The organism is Bradyrhizobium sp. Arg237L (assembly GCF_029990105.1).
In the GTDB taxonomy this organism is placed as follows: Bacteria; Pseudomonadota; Alphaproteobacteria; order Rhizobiales; family Xanthobacteraceae; genus Bradyrhizobium.
This window is the reverse complement of sequence record NZ_JAQMIL010000008.1, coordinates 120,109-136,963: the sequence shown is the minus strand read 5'-3', so window position 1 is coordinate 136,963 and position 16,855 is coordinate 120,109. Positions and strand designations below refer to the sequence as shown.

Annotated in this window: 13 protein-coding genes; 4 read left to right on the top strand and 9 right to left on the bottom strand. The window is 60.7% G+C overall.

The genetic code is table 11. From position 1 onward, the window contains the following. Positions 1-7 precede the first annotated feature (7 nt). A complete protein-coding gene (locus OZ411_RS07200) occupies positions 8-628 on the bottom strand; it encodes a UbiX family flavin prenyltransferase (RefSeq protein ID WP_282527363.1) in 621 nt (206 codons plus the stop codon). Positions 629-875: 247 nt separating this feature from the next. On the opposite strand from OZ411_RS07200, the gene OZ411_RS07195 reads away from it, so the two are divergent. The 3 genes from OZ411_RS07195 (at position 876) to OZ411_RS07185 (ending at position 4,658) form a co-directional block, all read left to right on the top strand. Then, the gene (locus OZ411_RS07195; protein WP_130579887.1) at positions 876-1,847 is read left to right on the top strand and encodes a LysR family transcriptional regulator; all 972 of its coding nucleotides are present in this window, start codon (positions 876-878) and stop codon (positions 1,845-1,847) included. Positions 1,848-1,960: 113 nt separating this feature from the next. After that, positions 1,961-3,202 (top strand): alpha-hydroxy acid oxidase, encoded by a 1,242-nt coding sequence (locus tag OZ411_RS07190; RefSeq protein WP_282527362.1) that lies wholly within the window; start codon positions 1,961-1,963, stop codon positions 3,200-3,202. 19 nt (positions 3,203-3,221) lie between these two features. Next, entirely contained in the window at positions 3,222-4,658 is a 1,437-nt protein-coding gene (locus OZ411_RS07185; protein ID WP_282527361.1) for an FAD-binding oxidoreductase, read from the top strand. Between the two features lie 51 nt (positions 4,659-4,709). Here the strand turns inward: OZ411_RS07185 and OZ411_RS07180 are convergent, their stop codons facing one another. The 6 genes from OZ411_RS07180 to OZ411_RS07155 all read right to left on the bottom strand — a co-directional run bounded on the left by OZ411_RS07180 (position 4,710) and on the right by OZ411_RS07155 (position 12,552). Further along, positions 4,710-5,435 carry a GntR family transcriptional regulator gene (locus OZ411_RS07180; protein WP_130579885.1) on the bottom strand — a complete coding sequence of 242 codons (726 nt, stop codon included), beginning with the start codon at positions 5,433-5,435 and terminating at the stop codon, positions 4,710-4,712. A gap of 68 nt (positions 5,436-5,503) precedes the next feature. After that, entirely contained in the window at positions 5,504-7,108 is a 1,605-nt protein-coding gene (locus OZ411_RS07175) for a GMC family oxidoreductase N-terminal domain-containing protein (RefSeq protein WP_282527360.1), read from the bottom strand. Positions 7,109-7,159: 51 nt separating this feature from the next. After that, positions 7,160-8,626, bottom strand: coding sequence for a sulfatase-like hydrolase/transferase (locus OZ411_RS07170; protein ID WP_282527359.1), 1,467 nt, complete (start codon positions 8,624-8,626; stop codon positions 7,160-7,162). Positions 8,627-8,738: 112 nt separating this feature from the next. Further along, positions 8,739-10,079, bottom strand: coding sequence for an MFS transporter (locus OZ411_RS07165; RefSeq protein WP_282527358.1), 1,341 nt, complete (start codon positions 10,077-10,079; stop codon positions 8,739-8,741). Positions 10,080-10,218: 139 nt separating this feature from the next. Continuing rightward, positions 10,219-11,646: an NAD-dependent succinate-semialdehyde dehydrogenase gene (locus OZ411_RS07160; RefSeq protein ID WP_282527357.1), complete on the bottom strand. Its 1,428-nt coding sequence runs from the start codon at positions 11,644-11,646 to the stop codon at positions 10,219-10,221. A 48-nt stretch (positions 11,647-11,694) separates the two neighbouring features. Next, positions 11,695-12,552 (bottom strand): formylglycine-generating enzyme family protein, encoded by an 858-nt coding sequence (locus tag OZ411_RS07155; RefSeq protein WP_282527400.1) that lies wholly within the window; start codon positions 12,550-12,552, stop codon positions 11,695-11,697. A gap of 408 nt (positions 12,553-12,960) precedes the next feature. On the opposite strand from OZ411_RS07155, the gene OZ411_RS07150 reads away from it, so the two are divergent. Continuing rightward, positions 12,961-14,757 carry a chloride channel protein gene (locus tag OZ411_RS07150; RefSeq protein WP_282527356.1) on the top strand — a complete coding sequence of 599 codons (1,797 nt, stop codon included), beginning with the start codon at positions 12,961-12,963 and terminating at the stop codon, positions 14,755-14,757. Positions 14,758-14,766: 9 nt separating this feature from the next. Here OZ411_RS07150 and OZ411_RS07145 read toward each other — a convergent pair whose 3' ends face one another. Together OZ411_RS07145 and OZ411_RS07140 are read right to left on the bottom strand one after the other, a co-directional pair. Then, the gene (locus OZ411_RS07145; protein WP_282527355.1) at positions 14,767-15,489 is read right to left on the bottom strand and encodes a GntR family transcriptional regulator; all 723 of its coding nucleotides are present in this window, start codon (positions 15,487-15,489) and stop codon (positions 14,767-14,769) included. 123 nt (positions 15,490-15,612) lie between these two features. Then, the gene (locus tag OZ411_RS07140; protein ID WP_282527399.1) at positions 15,613-16,740 is read right to left on the bottom strand and encodes a mandelate racemase/muconate lactonizing enzyme family protein; all 1,128 of its coding nucleotides are present in this window, start codon (positions 16,738-16,740) and stop codon (positions 15,613-15,615) included. Positions 16,741-16,855 lie beyond the last annotated feature (115 nt).

Sequence of the window (16,855 nt, the reverse complement as noted above, 5' to 3'; positions counted from 1 at the left end):
GTCTTCTTCAAGCATAGGGAGCAATTTTTCGTGGCGAACGACGCTTCAATGCCTCATCCTCGCCCCAGCGGCGCACCACGCCGATGTCGATGTCGAACAGGTCGAGCACACGCCCGACCGTATGCTCGACCATGTCGTCCAGGCTGTCGGGCTTGGCATAGAACGCCGGCACCGGCGGCGCGATGATCGCTCCCATCTCTGAAAGCGCGGTCATGGTGCGCAGGTGGCCGGTGTGCAGCGGCGTCTCGCGCACCATGAGCGCCAGCCGGCGACGCTCCTTGAGCACGACGTCGGCGGCCCTGGTCAGGAGCGTCGTGGTGACGCCCGACGCAATCTCCGACATTGATCGCATCGAACACGGCGCGACGATCATGCCTGCCGTGCGAAACGAGCCGCTGGAGATCGAGGCTGCCATATCATCGATGGGGTGACTGAAATCGGCGAGCGCCCTCACCTCGGCAATCTTCAGGTCGGTTTCATAGGCGAAGGTCTGTTCCGCGGCCTTCGACATCACCAGGTGCGTTTCGATACCGGCGTTGCGGAGCAATTGCAGCAAGCGCACGCCGTAGACGACGCCGGAGGCACCGGAAATGCCGATAATCAGCCGTGAGGGCGTCCGATCCTGCATGATGCTTCGCTTCTGCTCCCTGGTGCCGCGACGCAAGTGACGCCAGGCGTCGCGGCCATCGAAATGAATGTTGTTTGCCTGGGCGGCGCGAAGCCCCGATCTCGGGCTGCAGGCGCCTCAAGCTGTTTGAACGGACAGTAGAGGCAAGCTAAGATCAGTACAAATAATGATTGATGATTAACTCGATCATCCAAAATGATGCCTAACGGCAACCGGCAACACCGGCGCGGACAGGAAGGAAACACCAATGGAACTCAGGCAGATGCAATACTTCCTTTGCCTGGCGGAAGAGAGGAACGTGACCCGCGCAGCCCGCCAGCTCAACATCGTACAGCCGGCACTCAGCATGCAGATCGCCAAACTTGAGGCCGAGCTTGGCCAAAAGCTGTTCGAGCGGAGCATCAACGGAATGACGCTGACGGTCGCCGGCGAAGCGTTCTCGCGGCTCGTGTTTCCTATCGTGCGCGACGTCGAATATGCCAAGCAGGAAATGGCGCGGCTCAACGGCCGTATTTCCGGCCGGGTGTCGGTCGGACTGATTACCTCGGTGGCACAGAGCACGATGGCGAGTTCGTCCGCAACCGTTGCTCATCTCTATCCGGAAATCACGCTCTCGGCCTGCGAGGGATACACGGAAACCTTGACCGACTGGGTGAATTCCGGACAACTCGACTTTGCGTTGATCAACGTGCCGCGCCGGCGAGTTTCGCTCGCCACGCACCATGTGATGGACGAAGAGATGGTGTTCGCCTGTCGAAAGGATGCGCCGATCAAGCCGCCGACGAATCTGCGTTTCGGGCATCTCTCCGAGTTCGACCTGGTCATGCCATCGAAACGGCACGGCCTGCGCATGATCCTGGAGGAGCATGCCACCACAGCCGGCATCGAATTGAAGCCGAGACTGGAGCTCGACACCCTGCCCGCGGTTTGCGACGTGATCGCGACCACCAATCTCGTGACCGTGCTGCCCACGATTGCACTTCAACAGTCCCTGGCGGACGGCAGGGTGAGGGCGCACCGCTTCGCCGAACCGCGCATCGTCCGATCGATCGCCTGGGTTCATCATCCGCGCCGAATGGTGTCCGCCGCCGCCAGAGCCGTGCTGGACATCATTCGCCACGACCTGCTCGAGGCCGCAACATCGGCCAGCAACTATGTGCAGCCGGCTTCCGGAGATACCGCGAGGCGCCGAGCTATACGGCGCGCCAAGTCGCGGTAGCCATCCTGCCGGCAATCATCAGAAGCTATCGCGGCCATCATCCCTAATTATTTGCGGTGATGACGAGACGCGTCCTATGAGAGGTGCGGTCACGCAACCAAGGACGCTTTCTCATGACGGGCGATCTTCGCCGCTACTCACCGCGCGCGCAAGCCTGGGGTGCCGGCAGCGGAACGAGCCCCGAGGCTCGCTTGCGTCAGCGTTTGCCCACGCTGGATGACATCGAGCGCCGCGCCCGCCGCCGTATCCCGCGCTTCGCCTTCGATTTTCTCGAGGGCGGAACGGGTGACGATCTGAACACGCGGCGCAATCGACTGGCGCTGGATGCGGTGGAGTTGGTCCCCCGCTACGGCAAGCCTGGCCCCGTCAGCACTGAGGTTGAGCTGTTCGGCGTCCGTTGCGCCGCGCCGATCGGCATCTCTCCCGTGGGAATCGACGGCATCATCTGGCCTGGCGCCACGCGGATTTTCGCAAGCGCAGCCGGCAAGGCAAGAATTCCCTATATGGCCGGCACGCTCGCCACCGCTACGATCGAAGATGTCGCCGAGCTTGCGGGTCCTTATGCCTGGTTTCAGCTCTACGGACTGCCCGCCGACGACCACGCCGTCACCTTCGATTTGATCAAGCGGGCGGACGCGGCTGGCGTGCGAGTGCTGGCTGCGACGCTGGATGCGCCGGTTCGCTCCAAGCGTCCTCGTGATCTGCGCAACGGCCTGGTGGTCCCATTTCGCCCCACGCCAAGAACCATCCTAGACGTGGCTCTGTCGCCGCCGTGGCTGCTTGCGCTCGCCAGAGCGGGCACGCCGGCCTTTCGCAACATGGAGCGTTACGTCGAGAAGCCGGCGACGCTGGCGAAAACCGCCGGCTTTGTACAGAGCCAGATCAAGGGCACGTTCTCCTGGGATGTCATGAAGCGGATGCGGGATGCCTGGTCAGGCGCGCTGGTCGTAAAAGGTGTCATGCATCCCGATGATGCCGAACAGGCGCTTGCAGTGGGAGTGGATGGCATCATGGTCTCCAATCATGGTGGTCGCCAGTTCGACGCTGCGCCTGCTGCGATCGACGTCCTGCCCGCTATCGTTGCAAGAGTCGGGACCAGAGCCACCGTCCTGTTCGACAGCGGCATACGATCGGGCCTTGACGTCGCGCGCGCTATCGCGCTCGGCGCCAGCGGCACATTTGCGGGGCGCGCATTCCTTCTCGGGCTCGGCGCACTCGGTGGAAGAGGCGCAGCCTATGTCGCTGGACTCTTGAAGGAAGAGCTGGAGACCGCGATGGGACAGTTGGGCGCGCCATCGCTCGACGCGCTCGCGCAACTCACGCGCCGCCACCGCGGCGCCTTTGACTTTACCTGACTGAAGGGGAGACAGCGTTGTGCACATCATCGCGACGGGAGACATGCTGACGAACGACCTTGGCGACCGTCTGCGCGCAATCTTGGGCCCCCAAGGCCTGGTCGAGCCGAATGCTGAGTTCGAGCGCTATTGTATTTCTTTCGACGGCGCGTTCCGGGGACCCGCGCAATATGTCGCGCGCCCCTCCTCCACTGCCCAAGTTTCTGCTGTCGTGACCGCATGCCGAAAGGCAGGCATTTCGATGGTACCTCAGGGCGGCAACACCGGCCTGGCGGGCGGTGCTCAGCCAGTCGACCCCCGCAGCGTGATCATTTCGCTGGAGCGGATGCGCGCCCTACGCGCGGTCGACCCGCAGAACGACACCATTACGGTCGAGGCAGGGATGACGCTCGCAGAGGTGCAGGCGCATGCAGTCGATGTCAACCGGTTGTTTCCGCTCAGCCTCGCCTCCGAAGGATCCTGCCAGATCGGCGGCAACCTTTCGACCAACGCGGGAGGAACGCAGGTCCTGCGCTACGGCAATATGCGCGCTCTGACGCTCGGGCTCGAAGTCGTTCTTCCCGACGGCAGCATGTGGAGCGGGCTGCGGGGCTTGCGCAAAGACTCGACCGGCTACGATCTCAAACAACTCTTTATCGGAGCCGAGGGCACGCTCGGCATCATCACGGCCGCCACGCTGCGGCTATTTCCGAGACCACGAGACATCGTCACGGCTTTCGTTGCTGTCCCAACGCCGGTGGCGGCACTTGATCTCCTCCACATCGCCCGCAGCCACGTCGGGGAGAGCCTCAGCGCGTTTGAGCTGATGCGGCGCGAATGCATGAAGTGGGTCTTGGTGGCGCTGCCGGAAGCGATCTCACCGTTTGCCGAGGAGCACCCGTGGTATGTGCTCATCGAGGCGGCGGGCCATGGCGAACCGGGTACGCTGCGCAGTCCGATCGAGCAATTGCTGTCCGAAGCATTGGAAAACGGCCTGGTGATCGACGGCGTGCTCGCGGATTCTGAGGCGAAGCGTCTCCGTCTCTGGGCGCTTCGCGAAGGTCAGGCCGAAGCACAGAAAGCGGGTGGCGCCGGCATTAAGCACGACGTCTCGGTCCCGGTGTCGCAGGTGCCTGAGTTCATCGAGCGTGCCGACGCTGCCCTGGCGCACGCAGTCCCGGGCATCCGTCCCTTTGCGTTCGGCCATCTCGGTGACGGCAACATTCATTATAATCCGATGCCGCCGCTGGGCATTAGCTCCGGTCAGTTCATTGAACGTCGGAGCGAAATCAACCGGATTGTGCACGACATCGTCGCCGATCTCGGCGGTTCGATCAGCGCAGAACACGGCGTGGGCCAACTCCGTCGATCGGAGATGCTCCGCTACAAATCACGAGCAGAGCTGAACGCGCTGAAGCTCCTGAAGCAAGCCTTCGATCCCCACAATCTCATGAACCCTGGCAAAGTCATCGCGTAAGCCTGCCGAAGCGACATTTGGCTTTGCGTTTGCTCGATCCGAGGAGGACTCCTAAGGCTTCAGATCCATATCGATGCGAATGAAGTCGCCGCGATAGGTCACTTCTCCGAGGTAGATGACGCGATCGCTAGCGGTGTTGAAGACACGCCGCACCTCCGCGACCGGAGAACCAAGCGGAATTTCAAGAAGCTTGGATGCTTCGAGATCGGCTGTACCGATCGTGAGTGTCTGGCGAGCGCGGGTTATCTTGGGACTGCGCATGGAAGCCAAAATCGGGATCACGACTTCCCGCCGGAAACGAGTCGGGTGCTTCTGAAAAACCGCCTCATCGAGAAAAATCGAGATGACGCAGTAAGGCTGCTTCTCGCGATAATGCACGCGCTTCATGTGAACGTAGCGTTCAGCCGGCGTTCCATCACTTGCGTTCAGGGCCGGCTTGATATTCGAGGGCTCCGATACATTGATGATCTTTGGCGAAGTGTCCTTATACATCTCCACGAGCTGCGAGAGGCTGGTCTCGACCGGGAGCCAGCGATCCTGCACCGGAGTTTGCGCGACGTAGGTACCGCTGCCCTGTCTTGCTTCGAGAAGATGTTCATTGACCAAGATGTCGATCGCCTGGCGAATGGTGATTCGCGACACGCCGAACTCTTCAGCCAGCGCCTCATTTGGCGGGAGGCGAGCCTGCTTAGGCCAATAATTGCGAGCGATCCGCTGTCGCAGAATGTCTGCAATCTGCGCGTATTTAGGGGCGTACGTATCCGCGGAAAGCACCATCTTGGCATCCTAGAGCTATAGTTGCATTGTCCTCCAGCGCAGCCAAAAAAACAACAGCAGACCGCAAACTATCCCGCCTGGCTCCGGGAAAGTATGTGGTGCGCCCCCTTCTCGCCGATCATGATCGAAGCAGCGTTGGTATTTGCAGAGGTCACGACCGGCATCACCGAAGCGTCCGCCACCCGCAAACGATCGATTCCTCTTACGCGCAGTTCGGGATCGACCACCGCATCCGCTCCGCCCATGCGGCAAGTCCCAACGCAGTGGAACACCGTGCCGCCATGCATCTGCGCGAACCGCCAGAGCCCCTCTTCGCCCGCGAACTCCGGCCCCGGAAGAACCTCCGATTCCACCAGCCCCCGAAACGACTTCTGGTCAAAAATTTCCCGCAGCATCTGCAAACCCGCCACGACGGTCTTGCGGTCGATGGCTTCTGCAAAATAGTTGGGAACAATGCGGGGCTGATCGAGCGGATCCGCCGACCGACACTGGACGGTTCCTCGCGACTTGGCGTGAGACTGCCAGACCGATGCCGTGAAGCCGGAATAGCGATGCAAGGGCTCTCCCGGCTTGTCGACCGAGAGAGGCATAACGTTGAACTGGACGTCCGGACGGCCGCCGATCGCGTGCTGCGTGCATGCAGCTCCCCCAACTTGCCCCGCACCGACGGTAAGGGCACCGCCCTTGTTGAGGGCCCAGCGCGCGCCCATGGCGGCGAGCTTCACGGGATTGCGTACTTCATCATTCAGAGAAATTGGCCGTCTCAGCCGGACTATGGCTCTCGCCTGATAATGATCCTGAAGATTGGCTCCAACTTCCGGCTGATCCACAACAACCGGAATCTTCAACGAACGAAGCAGATCCGCAGGGCCAATACCCGACAATTGAAGAAGATGCGGGGATTGAATTGCCCCGGCGCACAGGATGACCTCGCGGTCGGCATGGGCAACCTCGACGCGGCCGTCGCGGATATATTCGACGCCGGTTGCGACATGTCCGCGCACGATTATCCTGCTGACGTGAGCATGAGCGACCAGCGTGAGATTCTGCCGCTTCAGGGCAGGATACAGGAAGGCGCTCGCCGAACTGGTTCTCCAGTGAGAGCCAATGCTCAATTGATACCGCCCGACGCCGTAAGTCGTCGCGGCGTTGAAATCAGCATTGAAGGGCAAACCGAATTCAGATCCCGCCGCCAACCAGGAATCACAGGCGACATTCCGGTTGCGCAGATTGGAAACCTCGAACTCCCCGCCCCCTCCGCGATACTCGCTGTCGCCGCCTTCGTAGCGTTCATACCGTTTGAAGAACGGAAGCACCTCCTTGTAGCTCCATCCTGACGCGCCGAGCTTTGACCAATCGTCAAAATCCTCGTGCTGTCCCCTGATGAAGATCAGTCCGTTGATGGAGGATGAACCGCCGATGACCCGACCGCGCGGCCACACAATGGCTCGACCTCCCGTTCCCTCGCAAGGCTCCGTATCGAACTGCCGAGAAAAACGCTTGTCATAGATCGTCCTGTAATAGCCCACCGGGAGCTTCAGCCAAAAGTTCCGGTCGCTGCCGCCGGTCTCGAGGAGGAGGACGCGCCCCGCCGGATCGGCAGATAGCCTGTTTGCAAGAACGCACCCGGCCGAACCGGCACCAACGATGATATAGTCGTATCCAGAGCTCATTAGATTCGAATTTTCCTGCGCGAGAGACGAACCAACGTGGGTGAGACAGACCTAGCCGATCGCCATTGCGGGCTGCGGCTTTTCCCTGGTCTGTTCGCGATTCTCGATCGCACCGCGGATGAGCCAATCCTGGATGTGCTGGACAAACTCGTTCCGGATCTGCACGTGCTGCTTCGAGTCCCAGAGATTCTGCAGCTCGTCCGGGTCCGCTTCCAGATCATAGAGTTCACCGCAGCTCTCGCCCAAATACCAAACGGCTTTCCAGCGCGCGTCACGACGCATGACGATGCACTCCGCGCCGCTCTGGATGTGATCCCGATAGAGTTCGGAGTAGACGCTGTCGCGGACGGTTGCAGTGCCATCCTCCAGAACGGGCCGCAGCGAAACCGCTTCCCAGCCCGCAGGAATACCCACACCGGCATAGTCGAGAATGGTGGGGGCGATATCCATCAGTTGGACCAACGAATCCGTCCGGACATCGCGCGTCTTGAGATCTGAACTCCACACGACCAGCGGAACTTTCGTCGCGGTATCGTACATGTTCCATTTCTGGATATGCCCATGATCCCCGAGGTTCTCGCCGTGATCAGAAGTGAAAATCACGATGGCGTTCTTCAGATAGCCCTTCCGCTCGAGCACGCTCATGATATTGCCGACCTGCTCATCGATCAGCGTGACGTTCGCTGCGTAGTAGCGCCGCATCCGGCGGATCGCCTCGGTGCTCGGATCGTTCTTCCACGCAACGCAATCGAAATTCTTGTCGATCATGTTCTGTCGCAGTGCCCGATGCGCCGGCGGTTGGGCAGCCAACTCGGCCGCCGTCGTCCTGGGCATGGGAACGTCGACGTCGTCATACATGTCAATATAGCGCCGCGGCGGGTCGAACGGAGGATGCGGCCCCGGAAAGCCGATCTCGAGGAAGAGCGGCGCGTCCGCCTGCCGCTCCTCAAGCCACCAGCATGCGGTGCGTCCCACGAACGTGTCCGGATGCATCGACTCGTCGTATTCCCAGGGATACGCGCCCAACGCTTCCTTGAAGTAATCCGGATCGCGCTTGTATCTGGCGTAGCGAGTCGGACGGGTCATCCCCTGCGCCCGCAGCGCGATATCCCAGTGATCATAATAGGCCCGCTCCGGTTCATCGAGGAACATCGGCCGGTCCTTGTTTTCCACGACGATACGCTGGTGAAACCCTCCGGGAGCGTCGTAAGGATTCGTATGCATCTTCCCGATATTGACGCAGTGGTATCCGGCCTCGGCCAGCAACCGGACCCAGGTCGGCTCCCACTTGTAGAAATTCATCGTGACGTGATGACTGTGGGGGTACATCCCGGTGAAGAGGCTGGCGCGCGCCGGAACGCACAGCGGCGACGGCGTATAGCAATTTCTGAACGATACCCCCGAGGCGACAAGGCGATCCAGATTTGGCGTCTTCATCCAATGCGCGCCCAACCCGGCCACAGTGTCATGGCGCTGCTGGTCGGTAATGATGAGAATGATGTTCGGACGATCGACCATCGATCATGCTCCTTGCTGCGATAACGATCGTCGTTTCCGATCAGGCCGCAGGTGTACCTGGCCGGAAACGAAATATGCAGAAGCTGGCAACATCCCATTCCGTCCAGCGACGTCAGGATGCCTTGACCGCCGGCAACAATCGCGCCGGAAAGCCCACGAGCAGCACGACAACTCCGAGCGCCGCCAACGCAGCGATCCCATAGAACCCGGCGCTGAAGCTACCCGTGGCATCTTTGATCATGCCCATGAGGTTCGACGCGAAAATGCCGCCCAGAGCTCCGATGCTCGCCACGAGCGCGATGCCTCCCGGCGCCGAGCGGGCACGGAAGTAGCTTGGAGGAATCGTCCAGAAGACGGACCAAAACGCATAATGGCCGGATGCGACAAGGGCGAGCGAGACTACCGCGAGAAAGGGATCATGCACGCCGGCCGGCAGCAGCACGAGGCCGACGACTGAGAGCGCCTGTCCGAACGCCGCGTGCCATCGACGCTCCATCTTCTTGTCGGATCGCCAGGCCACAGTCGTCATCATCACCACGCCGGCCACGAACGGAACCGCGTTCAGCAGGCCAAGATACCAGACATTGGCAACCCCGGATCCCCTAAGGATCGACGGACCCCAGAACGCAAACGTATTTGCGACCGCGTACTGGGTGAAAACCGCAAAAGCGAACACGTAGATACGGGGATCGGAGAGCAGGCCACCAAACCCATGATGCGTCGCAGCTTGCTTGCCTTGCTCCTCGCGCTCGACGCTTGACGCAATCGCATCCTTCTCGGGATCGGACAACCATTTCGCCGCCTTCGGCCGATCGGCGAGGTACCATAACGCCACGACGCCGACGACGATCGAGGGCAGCCCTTCGAGAAGAAACAACCACTGCCAACTCGCGAGACCAAAGGCGCCTCCGAGATTATCCATGATCAGGCCCGAAATCGGATTACTGATGATCCCCGAGATCGGCAACGCCGCCATGAACAGCGAGGTGATGCGCGCGCGGAGCGTCGAGGGGAACCAGAAGCTGAGGTAAAGGACAACGCCTGGCACGAACCCGGCTTCCGCCGCGCCAAGCAGGAAGCGCCCCAGATAGAAATGCGTCGGCGTCTTGATAAACATCATGGCGACCGACACGATTCCCCAGAGGATCATGATGCGCGCGAGGGTCTTGCGCGCTCCGATCCGGGCGAGGAGAAGATTGCTCGGCACCTCAAACAGCAGGAAACCGGCGAAGAAGAGCGATACGCCAAAACCATATACCGCGTCGGTAAATCCAAGGTCCTTCTGAAAGTGGAGCTTGGCAAAGGCGACATTGGTTCGGTCGATATAGTTCAGGATAAAGCACAGAAAGAGAAATGGGACGATTCTCCATTTCGCCAACTCAATCCCCGACCGCACATAGTCGGCTTCCGCGTTTACCGACGCGCGCGGCGCCACTTCCACCAGCGAACTCATGAACCCTCCCCTTGTATTGAGAACCGCAGCGCCAATACATGCGCCCGTTCTTGTTATCGTTCTTCCCAGACCTGAACCTTCAATGCCCCTTCTTATTTGATATGTCAATATGTCATCATGCTTATATGATGACTTTGGACTAGTTGGTCCGCGAAACCAGTTTCGAAACGAGATAGCCTTCGAGGGCCTCGCTGCCACCCTCGCTGCCGTAGCCAGAGTCCTTGACGCCGCCGAACGGATTTTCGGGGAGACCAAGACCGTGGTGATTGATCGATATCATTCCACATTCGACACTGGCGGCGAGCTTGTCGGCGACGCTCATCGAGCGGGTATACGCATAGGCCGCAAGGCCGAACGGGAGTCTGTTCGCCTCAGCGACCGCCTCGTCCACGTCATAGAACGGACGCATCACGGCGATCGGGCCGAACGGCTCTTCATTCATCACGCGCACGTCGAGAGAAGCGTTGGCGATGACGGTCGGCTCGAAGAAATATCCGCGATTGCCGAACCGTCCGCCACCGAGGCGAATTTCCGCGCCCTGCTCGCGAGCATCGCTCACCAATTGCTCCATGGCGAGAAGTCGCCGCTCATGCGCGAGTGGCCCCATCGTTGTCTGTGGATCAAGGCCATCGCCGACCCTCACCTGTCTGGCTGTCGCCACGAACTTCTCGATGAACTGATCCATGACGGAAGCCTGGACCAGGAAACGACTGGGGGAAATGCAAACCTGCCCTGCGTTTCGGAACTTGTTCGCCGCAAGGGTCGTCACCGCCCTGTCCAGATCGGCATCCGAGAAAAAAGCCGGCGCATGTCCGCCGAGCTCCATCGTGGCCCGTTTCATGTGCTGGCCCGCCAGCGCCGCAAGAGTCTTGCCGACCACGGTCGAACCGGTGAACGAGATCTTTCTGATCACTGGATGCGCGATCAGATAGGATGAAATCTCGGCCGGAGATCCAAGCACAAACGACAGCGCATCGGCTGGAACACCGGCATCCAGAAATGCCCTTACCATCTCGGCACAACTGGCTGGCGCCTCCTCCGGACCTTTCAGGATTACCGAGCATCCCGTGGACAGCGCGCTCGCAACCTTGCGTGCTGCCTGGACGATCGGAAAATTCCACGGCGTAAAGGCGGCGACGGGACCGACTGGCTCGCGAACGGCCAGTTGCGCCACGCCAGGCCCGCGAGCCGGTATGACACGGCCATAGACGCGCCGCCCTTCCTCCGCTGCCCAATCGATGAAGTCGGCACCGGCTGCAATCTCGAGCCGAGCCTCGGCGATGGGCTTGCCTTGCTCAATCGTCATGATGCGGGCGATGGTCTCGGCCCGCTCCCGTAACAGGCTTGCCGATTTTCGGAGGATCTGGCCCCGCTCATACGGCGACACTGCGCGCCACTGCTTGAAACCGCGATCTGCCGCCAGCAGGGCTTCGTCCAAGTCGGCCTGCGCCGCGACGGGGTGACTCCCGATTTCCTCTCCCGTGGCGGGATTGAGGATCGGATGCGCGATCCCGCCGCAGGCCTCACGCCACACGCCGGCAACTTGAAGAAGAACGCTTGGATACATCATGCCTTCCTTTGGAGTATCGGGATCGAGCCCGCCGACGAATGCCGATCAAAGATCGTAAGCGACACGAAACCCGATATGGGAGGTGCTCGTGTCGGGTGGATTTCCGGTGCGCGCAGCGATGCGATAGCGGTAGCAGTATGAGCGATGACAGAGAAACGAACCGCCTTTCAGCACGCGCCATCCGTCCCGTAGCGCTGTGGCGTTGGTCATTTGCGCCGCACGTTTGAGCGAAGAAACGCGATAGGCGTTTGCGCACCATTCCCAGACATTGCCGCTGCAATTATAGAGTCCATAGCCGTTGGGCGCGAACGACCGCGCCGGCGCCGTAGAGAAGTAACCGTCCGCAAGGGTATTTCTGGATGGGAAGTCTCCTTGCCAGATGTTGCATGGAAAGTATGACCGGTCGTCGGGCTCCCGGTTGCCCCAGGGAAACAACGCACCTTCAAGGCCGCCACGCGCCGCATGCTCCCACTCAGCCTCGCTGGGAAGACGGCCGCCACTCCACGATGCAAAGTGCTGGGCATCCACATGCGAAACATGAACGACCGGATGATCCAGCCGCTCCGAAATGTTCGAAGCCCCGCCCTCCGGCGCCGCCCAAAACGCACCGTCCGCGCGACACCACCAGTCGGCGCCCTGAACGCGCGGATATTGATCGGCTCCGCCAGCAAGATGTTGATAGAAGACGAAGGACCAACCAAGCCGTTCGGCGTCGGTGACATAGCCCGTCTCCCGAACGAACGCGGCGAAGCGTTCGTTCGTAACGGTCACGGCATCGAGGGCAAACGGCTTGAGGGTCAGGCGCCTTCGCGGGGCTTCGCCATCAGCCTCAAAGACAGGGGCGTCCGTCCCCATCTCGGCGCGACCTCCCGGGATAGAGACAGCCTCACTTCGGCGGGGCATGGATCCACTGACGCTTAGCCATCGCTCCTCCAGGGTGGCGCATCCCTGTCGGGAAGATCTTGGCGCGCAGCAGCCGTCCACGCGACCATCATTGCGCACGCTTTCCCCTTGGCCTGGTGCAATCATCGGCTTCGACTCGTCAATGGCGTGGATGGCCGCACTCGCGCGCTGTCGCAACGGGCGCCACGCGGCGCCATTTGTCATCTTGTCTACATGTCATATTACTATTAAGATGACATTCGTCAATCCAGATTTGCCGAATTTCCGGTGCGGAGTTCGAATGCCTCCAGCCCCTGCCAATTGCAGCAACCACCCAAGACCGTCGACCAGGGAGCGCGAATTGGCGCCCCCGAAAGCTCGCCATCGTGAATGTCAGCCTCTCGGCTGCGACGTCGACGCGAGTTTTCAATGACCACTTTGGCAGCACCCGAGCTCGGCGCGAAACAAAGCGCCGCAACTGGCCGTCGTCTTCCGTCAGGCTTGCGCAATTTTGTCCGCAACCGCGAGACCGGTCTGGTTGCAGTCGCCATCGTCGTCGGGCTTCTGAGCGGACTTCTCGTCGTATCCATATCGAAACTGAGCCAGGCTGCGCACGCGCTCTTGTTCGATATCCCGTTCGATGAACATCTCAGTTCGGCGCATTTCATCTTGTGGCAGCGCGCGTTGCTTGTCCCCATTATCGGCGGCGCCATCCTTGCACTCATTGCGGTTTTCTTTTCACGCAAACTCAGGGGACAGCAGCTTGCCGATGCGATAGAGGCAAATGCACTCTATGGCGGCCACCTGTCGATGCGCGGCAGTCTGCTGATTTCTATCCAGACACTGCTTTCGAACGGCTTCGGCGGATCGGTGGGGTTGGAAGCGGGATACACCCAAATATGCGCAGCCTTTGGGTCGTTGTTCGGACAGCGGCTCGCGGCACGACGGAGCGATATGCGGCTTCTGGTCGCTTGTGGGGCGGCAGGCGCAATCAGCGCCGCATTTTCCGCGCCGCTGGCCGGCGCTTTCTACGCGTTCGAAGTCATTCTCGGCGCATATACTTCGGCCAGCCTCGTGCCCGTTATCGCGAGCGCAGTTGCTTCATGGCTTGTCGCAAGGCACCTCACCCATCAATCCTTCCTGATGGTTCCCGGTTTTCCCTCTCCGGTTTCAGCCGAGATGGTCGGGCAGACGATGATGATCGGCCTGCTCTGTGCCTTTGCCAGCGTCATCACGATGTTGGCCGTCGCGTTCTCCGAGCGTTGCTTTCAACGCCTGTCCGCTTTCAATGGCTTTCTCAGGCCGATCGCCGGCGGAGCGCTGCTCGGCTCGTTGGCGCTGCTGACGCCTGCGGTGCTGGGGGCGGGACATGGTGCGATGCAGATCCAGCTCTTGAGCAATCCAACGTGGACGCTATTGGCCTCGATCATCCTGCTCAAGACGCTGGCGTCCGCAATCTCTCTCGGGTCTGGTTTCCGCGGCGGCTTGTTCTTCGCCTCGCTGTTGCTGGGCGCGCTGATTGGTCAGTTTTACAGCACGCTAATGAGCAGCCTGCTGCCGGCGTTTGCCCTGCAACCGGGAACGGCCGCTATTGCCGCGCTTGCGGCTTTCGGAACGGGAGTGCTCGGCGCACCGATCAGCATGATTTGCCTGGCGCTGGAGATCACCGGCGATTTTTCGGTGACCGTTGGTGCCGTCATTGCCTCCTCTGTCTGCGCGCTGACGGTACGCGAATTGTTCGGCTACAATTTCGCGACGTGGCGCTTTCATCTCCGAGGCGAGGTCATCCGCGGCCCTCAGGACGTTGGCTGGGTCCGGCAATTGAACGCCAGTTCCCTGATGCGAGCCGATTTCGACAGTGCGCCGAGCAGCATGTCAATCGCGGAAGCTCAAAGGATCTTCTCTCCAGTGCAAGTCAGGCAGATCGTGCTGCGCGACGCGAAGGGAACCTATGCCGGCATCGTCTCGTCGGCAGACCTGCACCTGACCGAGGCTGCAGAGGATTCGCCGCTCGGCGCAATCGCCCGGCAAAATGACGAATTCGTGCTGCCCAATACTTCGATTCGCGAGATTCTCAAGACCTTCGAACAAAGCGAGGCCGACGTGCTCGCCGTCGTCGATCGCGTCAACCATCGCGCGGCAATTGGAACGGTGAGCGAAGCGCACGTCCTGCGGACCTACGGAGAAGAGCTTGAGCGGCGCAATCAGGAGCTGTTCTCGCGCTAGACGCGCACTTCAAGGCCGCAGATCGATATCAAGCCGGACAAAGTCGCCGCGGTAGGTTACTTCGCCTAGATAGATCACACGGCGATCGGCACTCGCAAACACACGCCGAACCTCGGCCACAGGTGAGTTCAAGGGAATTCGCAACAGTTTCGCGGCGTCAAGATCGGCCATTCCGATCGTCAGGGTTTGTCGCGCTGTCTCGATCGCGGGCGATTTCAGCTCCTTGAGCAGCGGAATCACCGTCTCGGTTCGGAAGCGGTCCGGACTTCTGCGGAAGAGCTTCTCGTCGAGATATATCGAGATCACGCAGTAAGGCTGCTTGTTGTGTGAATGCACCCGTCGCATGAACACATAGCGTTCCGCCGGCCGACCGTCCTCCGGGAGCAACGGTGCATCAGTGTGGCTCTCTGAAATGTTGATGATCTCGGGGGACGTGTCGCGATAGACCTCGGCGAGATCGGCAAGACTCGTCTCGACCTTCAACCAGCGGTCCTGCTTGAGCATACCGGTTACGAAGGTGCCACGGCCTTGCCGTGCCTGGATTACGCCGTCGCGGGCAAGAAGTTCGACCGCTTGTCTGATGGTCACTCGCGAAACACCGAACTCGGCTGCAAGCATCTCGTTTGCCGGCAGGCGCGAGCTTTGCGCCCAGACTCCCCGGGCAATTCGCTGCCGGAAGATATCGGCAATCTGCGCATATTTTGGAATGTGGCTGTCGGAAATCAAATCCATCCTGCCCGCCGCTCCCTGGCTCTCATAGGAAGAACGTGTCGCCAGCCTGCCCGATCGGCGATCGCCGAAACGGTCTCACGTCCCTTCGGACGAATACGCTGCAGAACGAACCGGCCCGCCGGATCAAGCTGTCCGATACTCTTCGATCCACGAGAGGTCCGGTTCTATTCCCAGGCCCGGCTCCTCACTCAATGTTACGGCGCCGTCCTTCACATCGGCGACCGGTCCACAAAGCCGGTCGCGCAGCGGATTATCGTTGGAATCGACTTCCAGCATGCCCGCGCCACCGACCCCGGCAAGCAGATGCGCCGACGCCAAAAGGCCAATCCCGCCGCCCAGATAATGCGGACAGAAAATCTTGTCGGCCGCCAGGATGGAGCGCGCGATCTTCGAGCCCACGGTCAATCCGCCCCATTTGGCTATATCGGGCTGCACGACTCGCAGCACGCGATCGTGGAGCGCCTGATCGAACCCCGCAGAACTCGCAATGTTCTCTCCCGCGGCCAACGGCACGCCAGCTTGCTCGCTCAAGGTTTGCCACTCGTGCCACGGTCGATCGGCGCGGATCGGCTCTTCGAGCCAGGCAAGGCCAAACTCTCCGTAAGAGGGCGCCAGCTCGAGCGCGCGCGCGAGAGACCAGGCCTGATTGGCGTCCGCAGCCAATACACCTGCGCCTACAATGTCGCGAAGCGCAGCAAGGTTGGAACGATCCGTTGCCGGATCAAATCCGACCTTCAGCTTGAGGGCGAGGTGTCCGCGTCGCAACGCCGCTTCTGCCGTCTGCCGCGAGCCGATCGGATTGATCCCGCTGGCGTAGACTTTAATTCTGTTACCGGTCCCGCCGAGTAATTTCCACAGCGGGACCTTGCGGCGTCGCGCGTGAATATCCCAAAACGCAAGATCGATGCCGGCAATCGCCTGGGCAAAGGGACCTGGTTCGCCCGATTGCAGCGCCAGTACGGCGGTTCCCTCGGTCATCGCCGCAAACAGCTCCGCTGGCTCGCTGACTGCACGACCGTGGATGGCGGGCGCGAGAATCTCGTTGACGAGCCGCGTCCGGTGCTCGGCTCCAGTCGACGGGAAGTTCGACCAGACCTCGCCCCAGCCGACGTAACCGTCCTCATCTTCGGCACGAACGAACACCGCCGGCCGGTTGAGCATCCGACCGAACGACGTCACGACCGGCGTCGCCAACGGATAGCGGTAGCAGAAGGCCTGGACGTTGCGGACGGTGAATTTCGGCGATGTCATCGGCAGCATCCCGCGGAAATAGCCCTCTTGTATAGTCATCCTATTTATCGTATGATAGCACATCAATCAATCATAAACACAGTTGGAAACGCTTGATAAAGGGCAGCACCGCAAT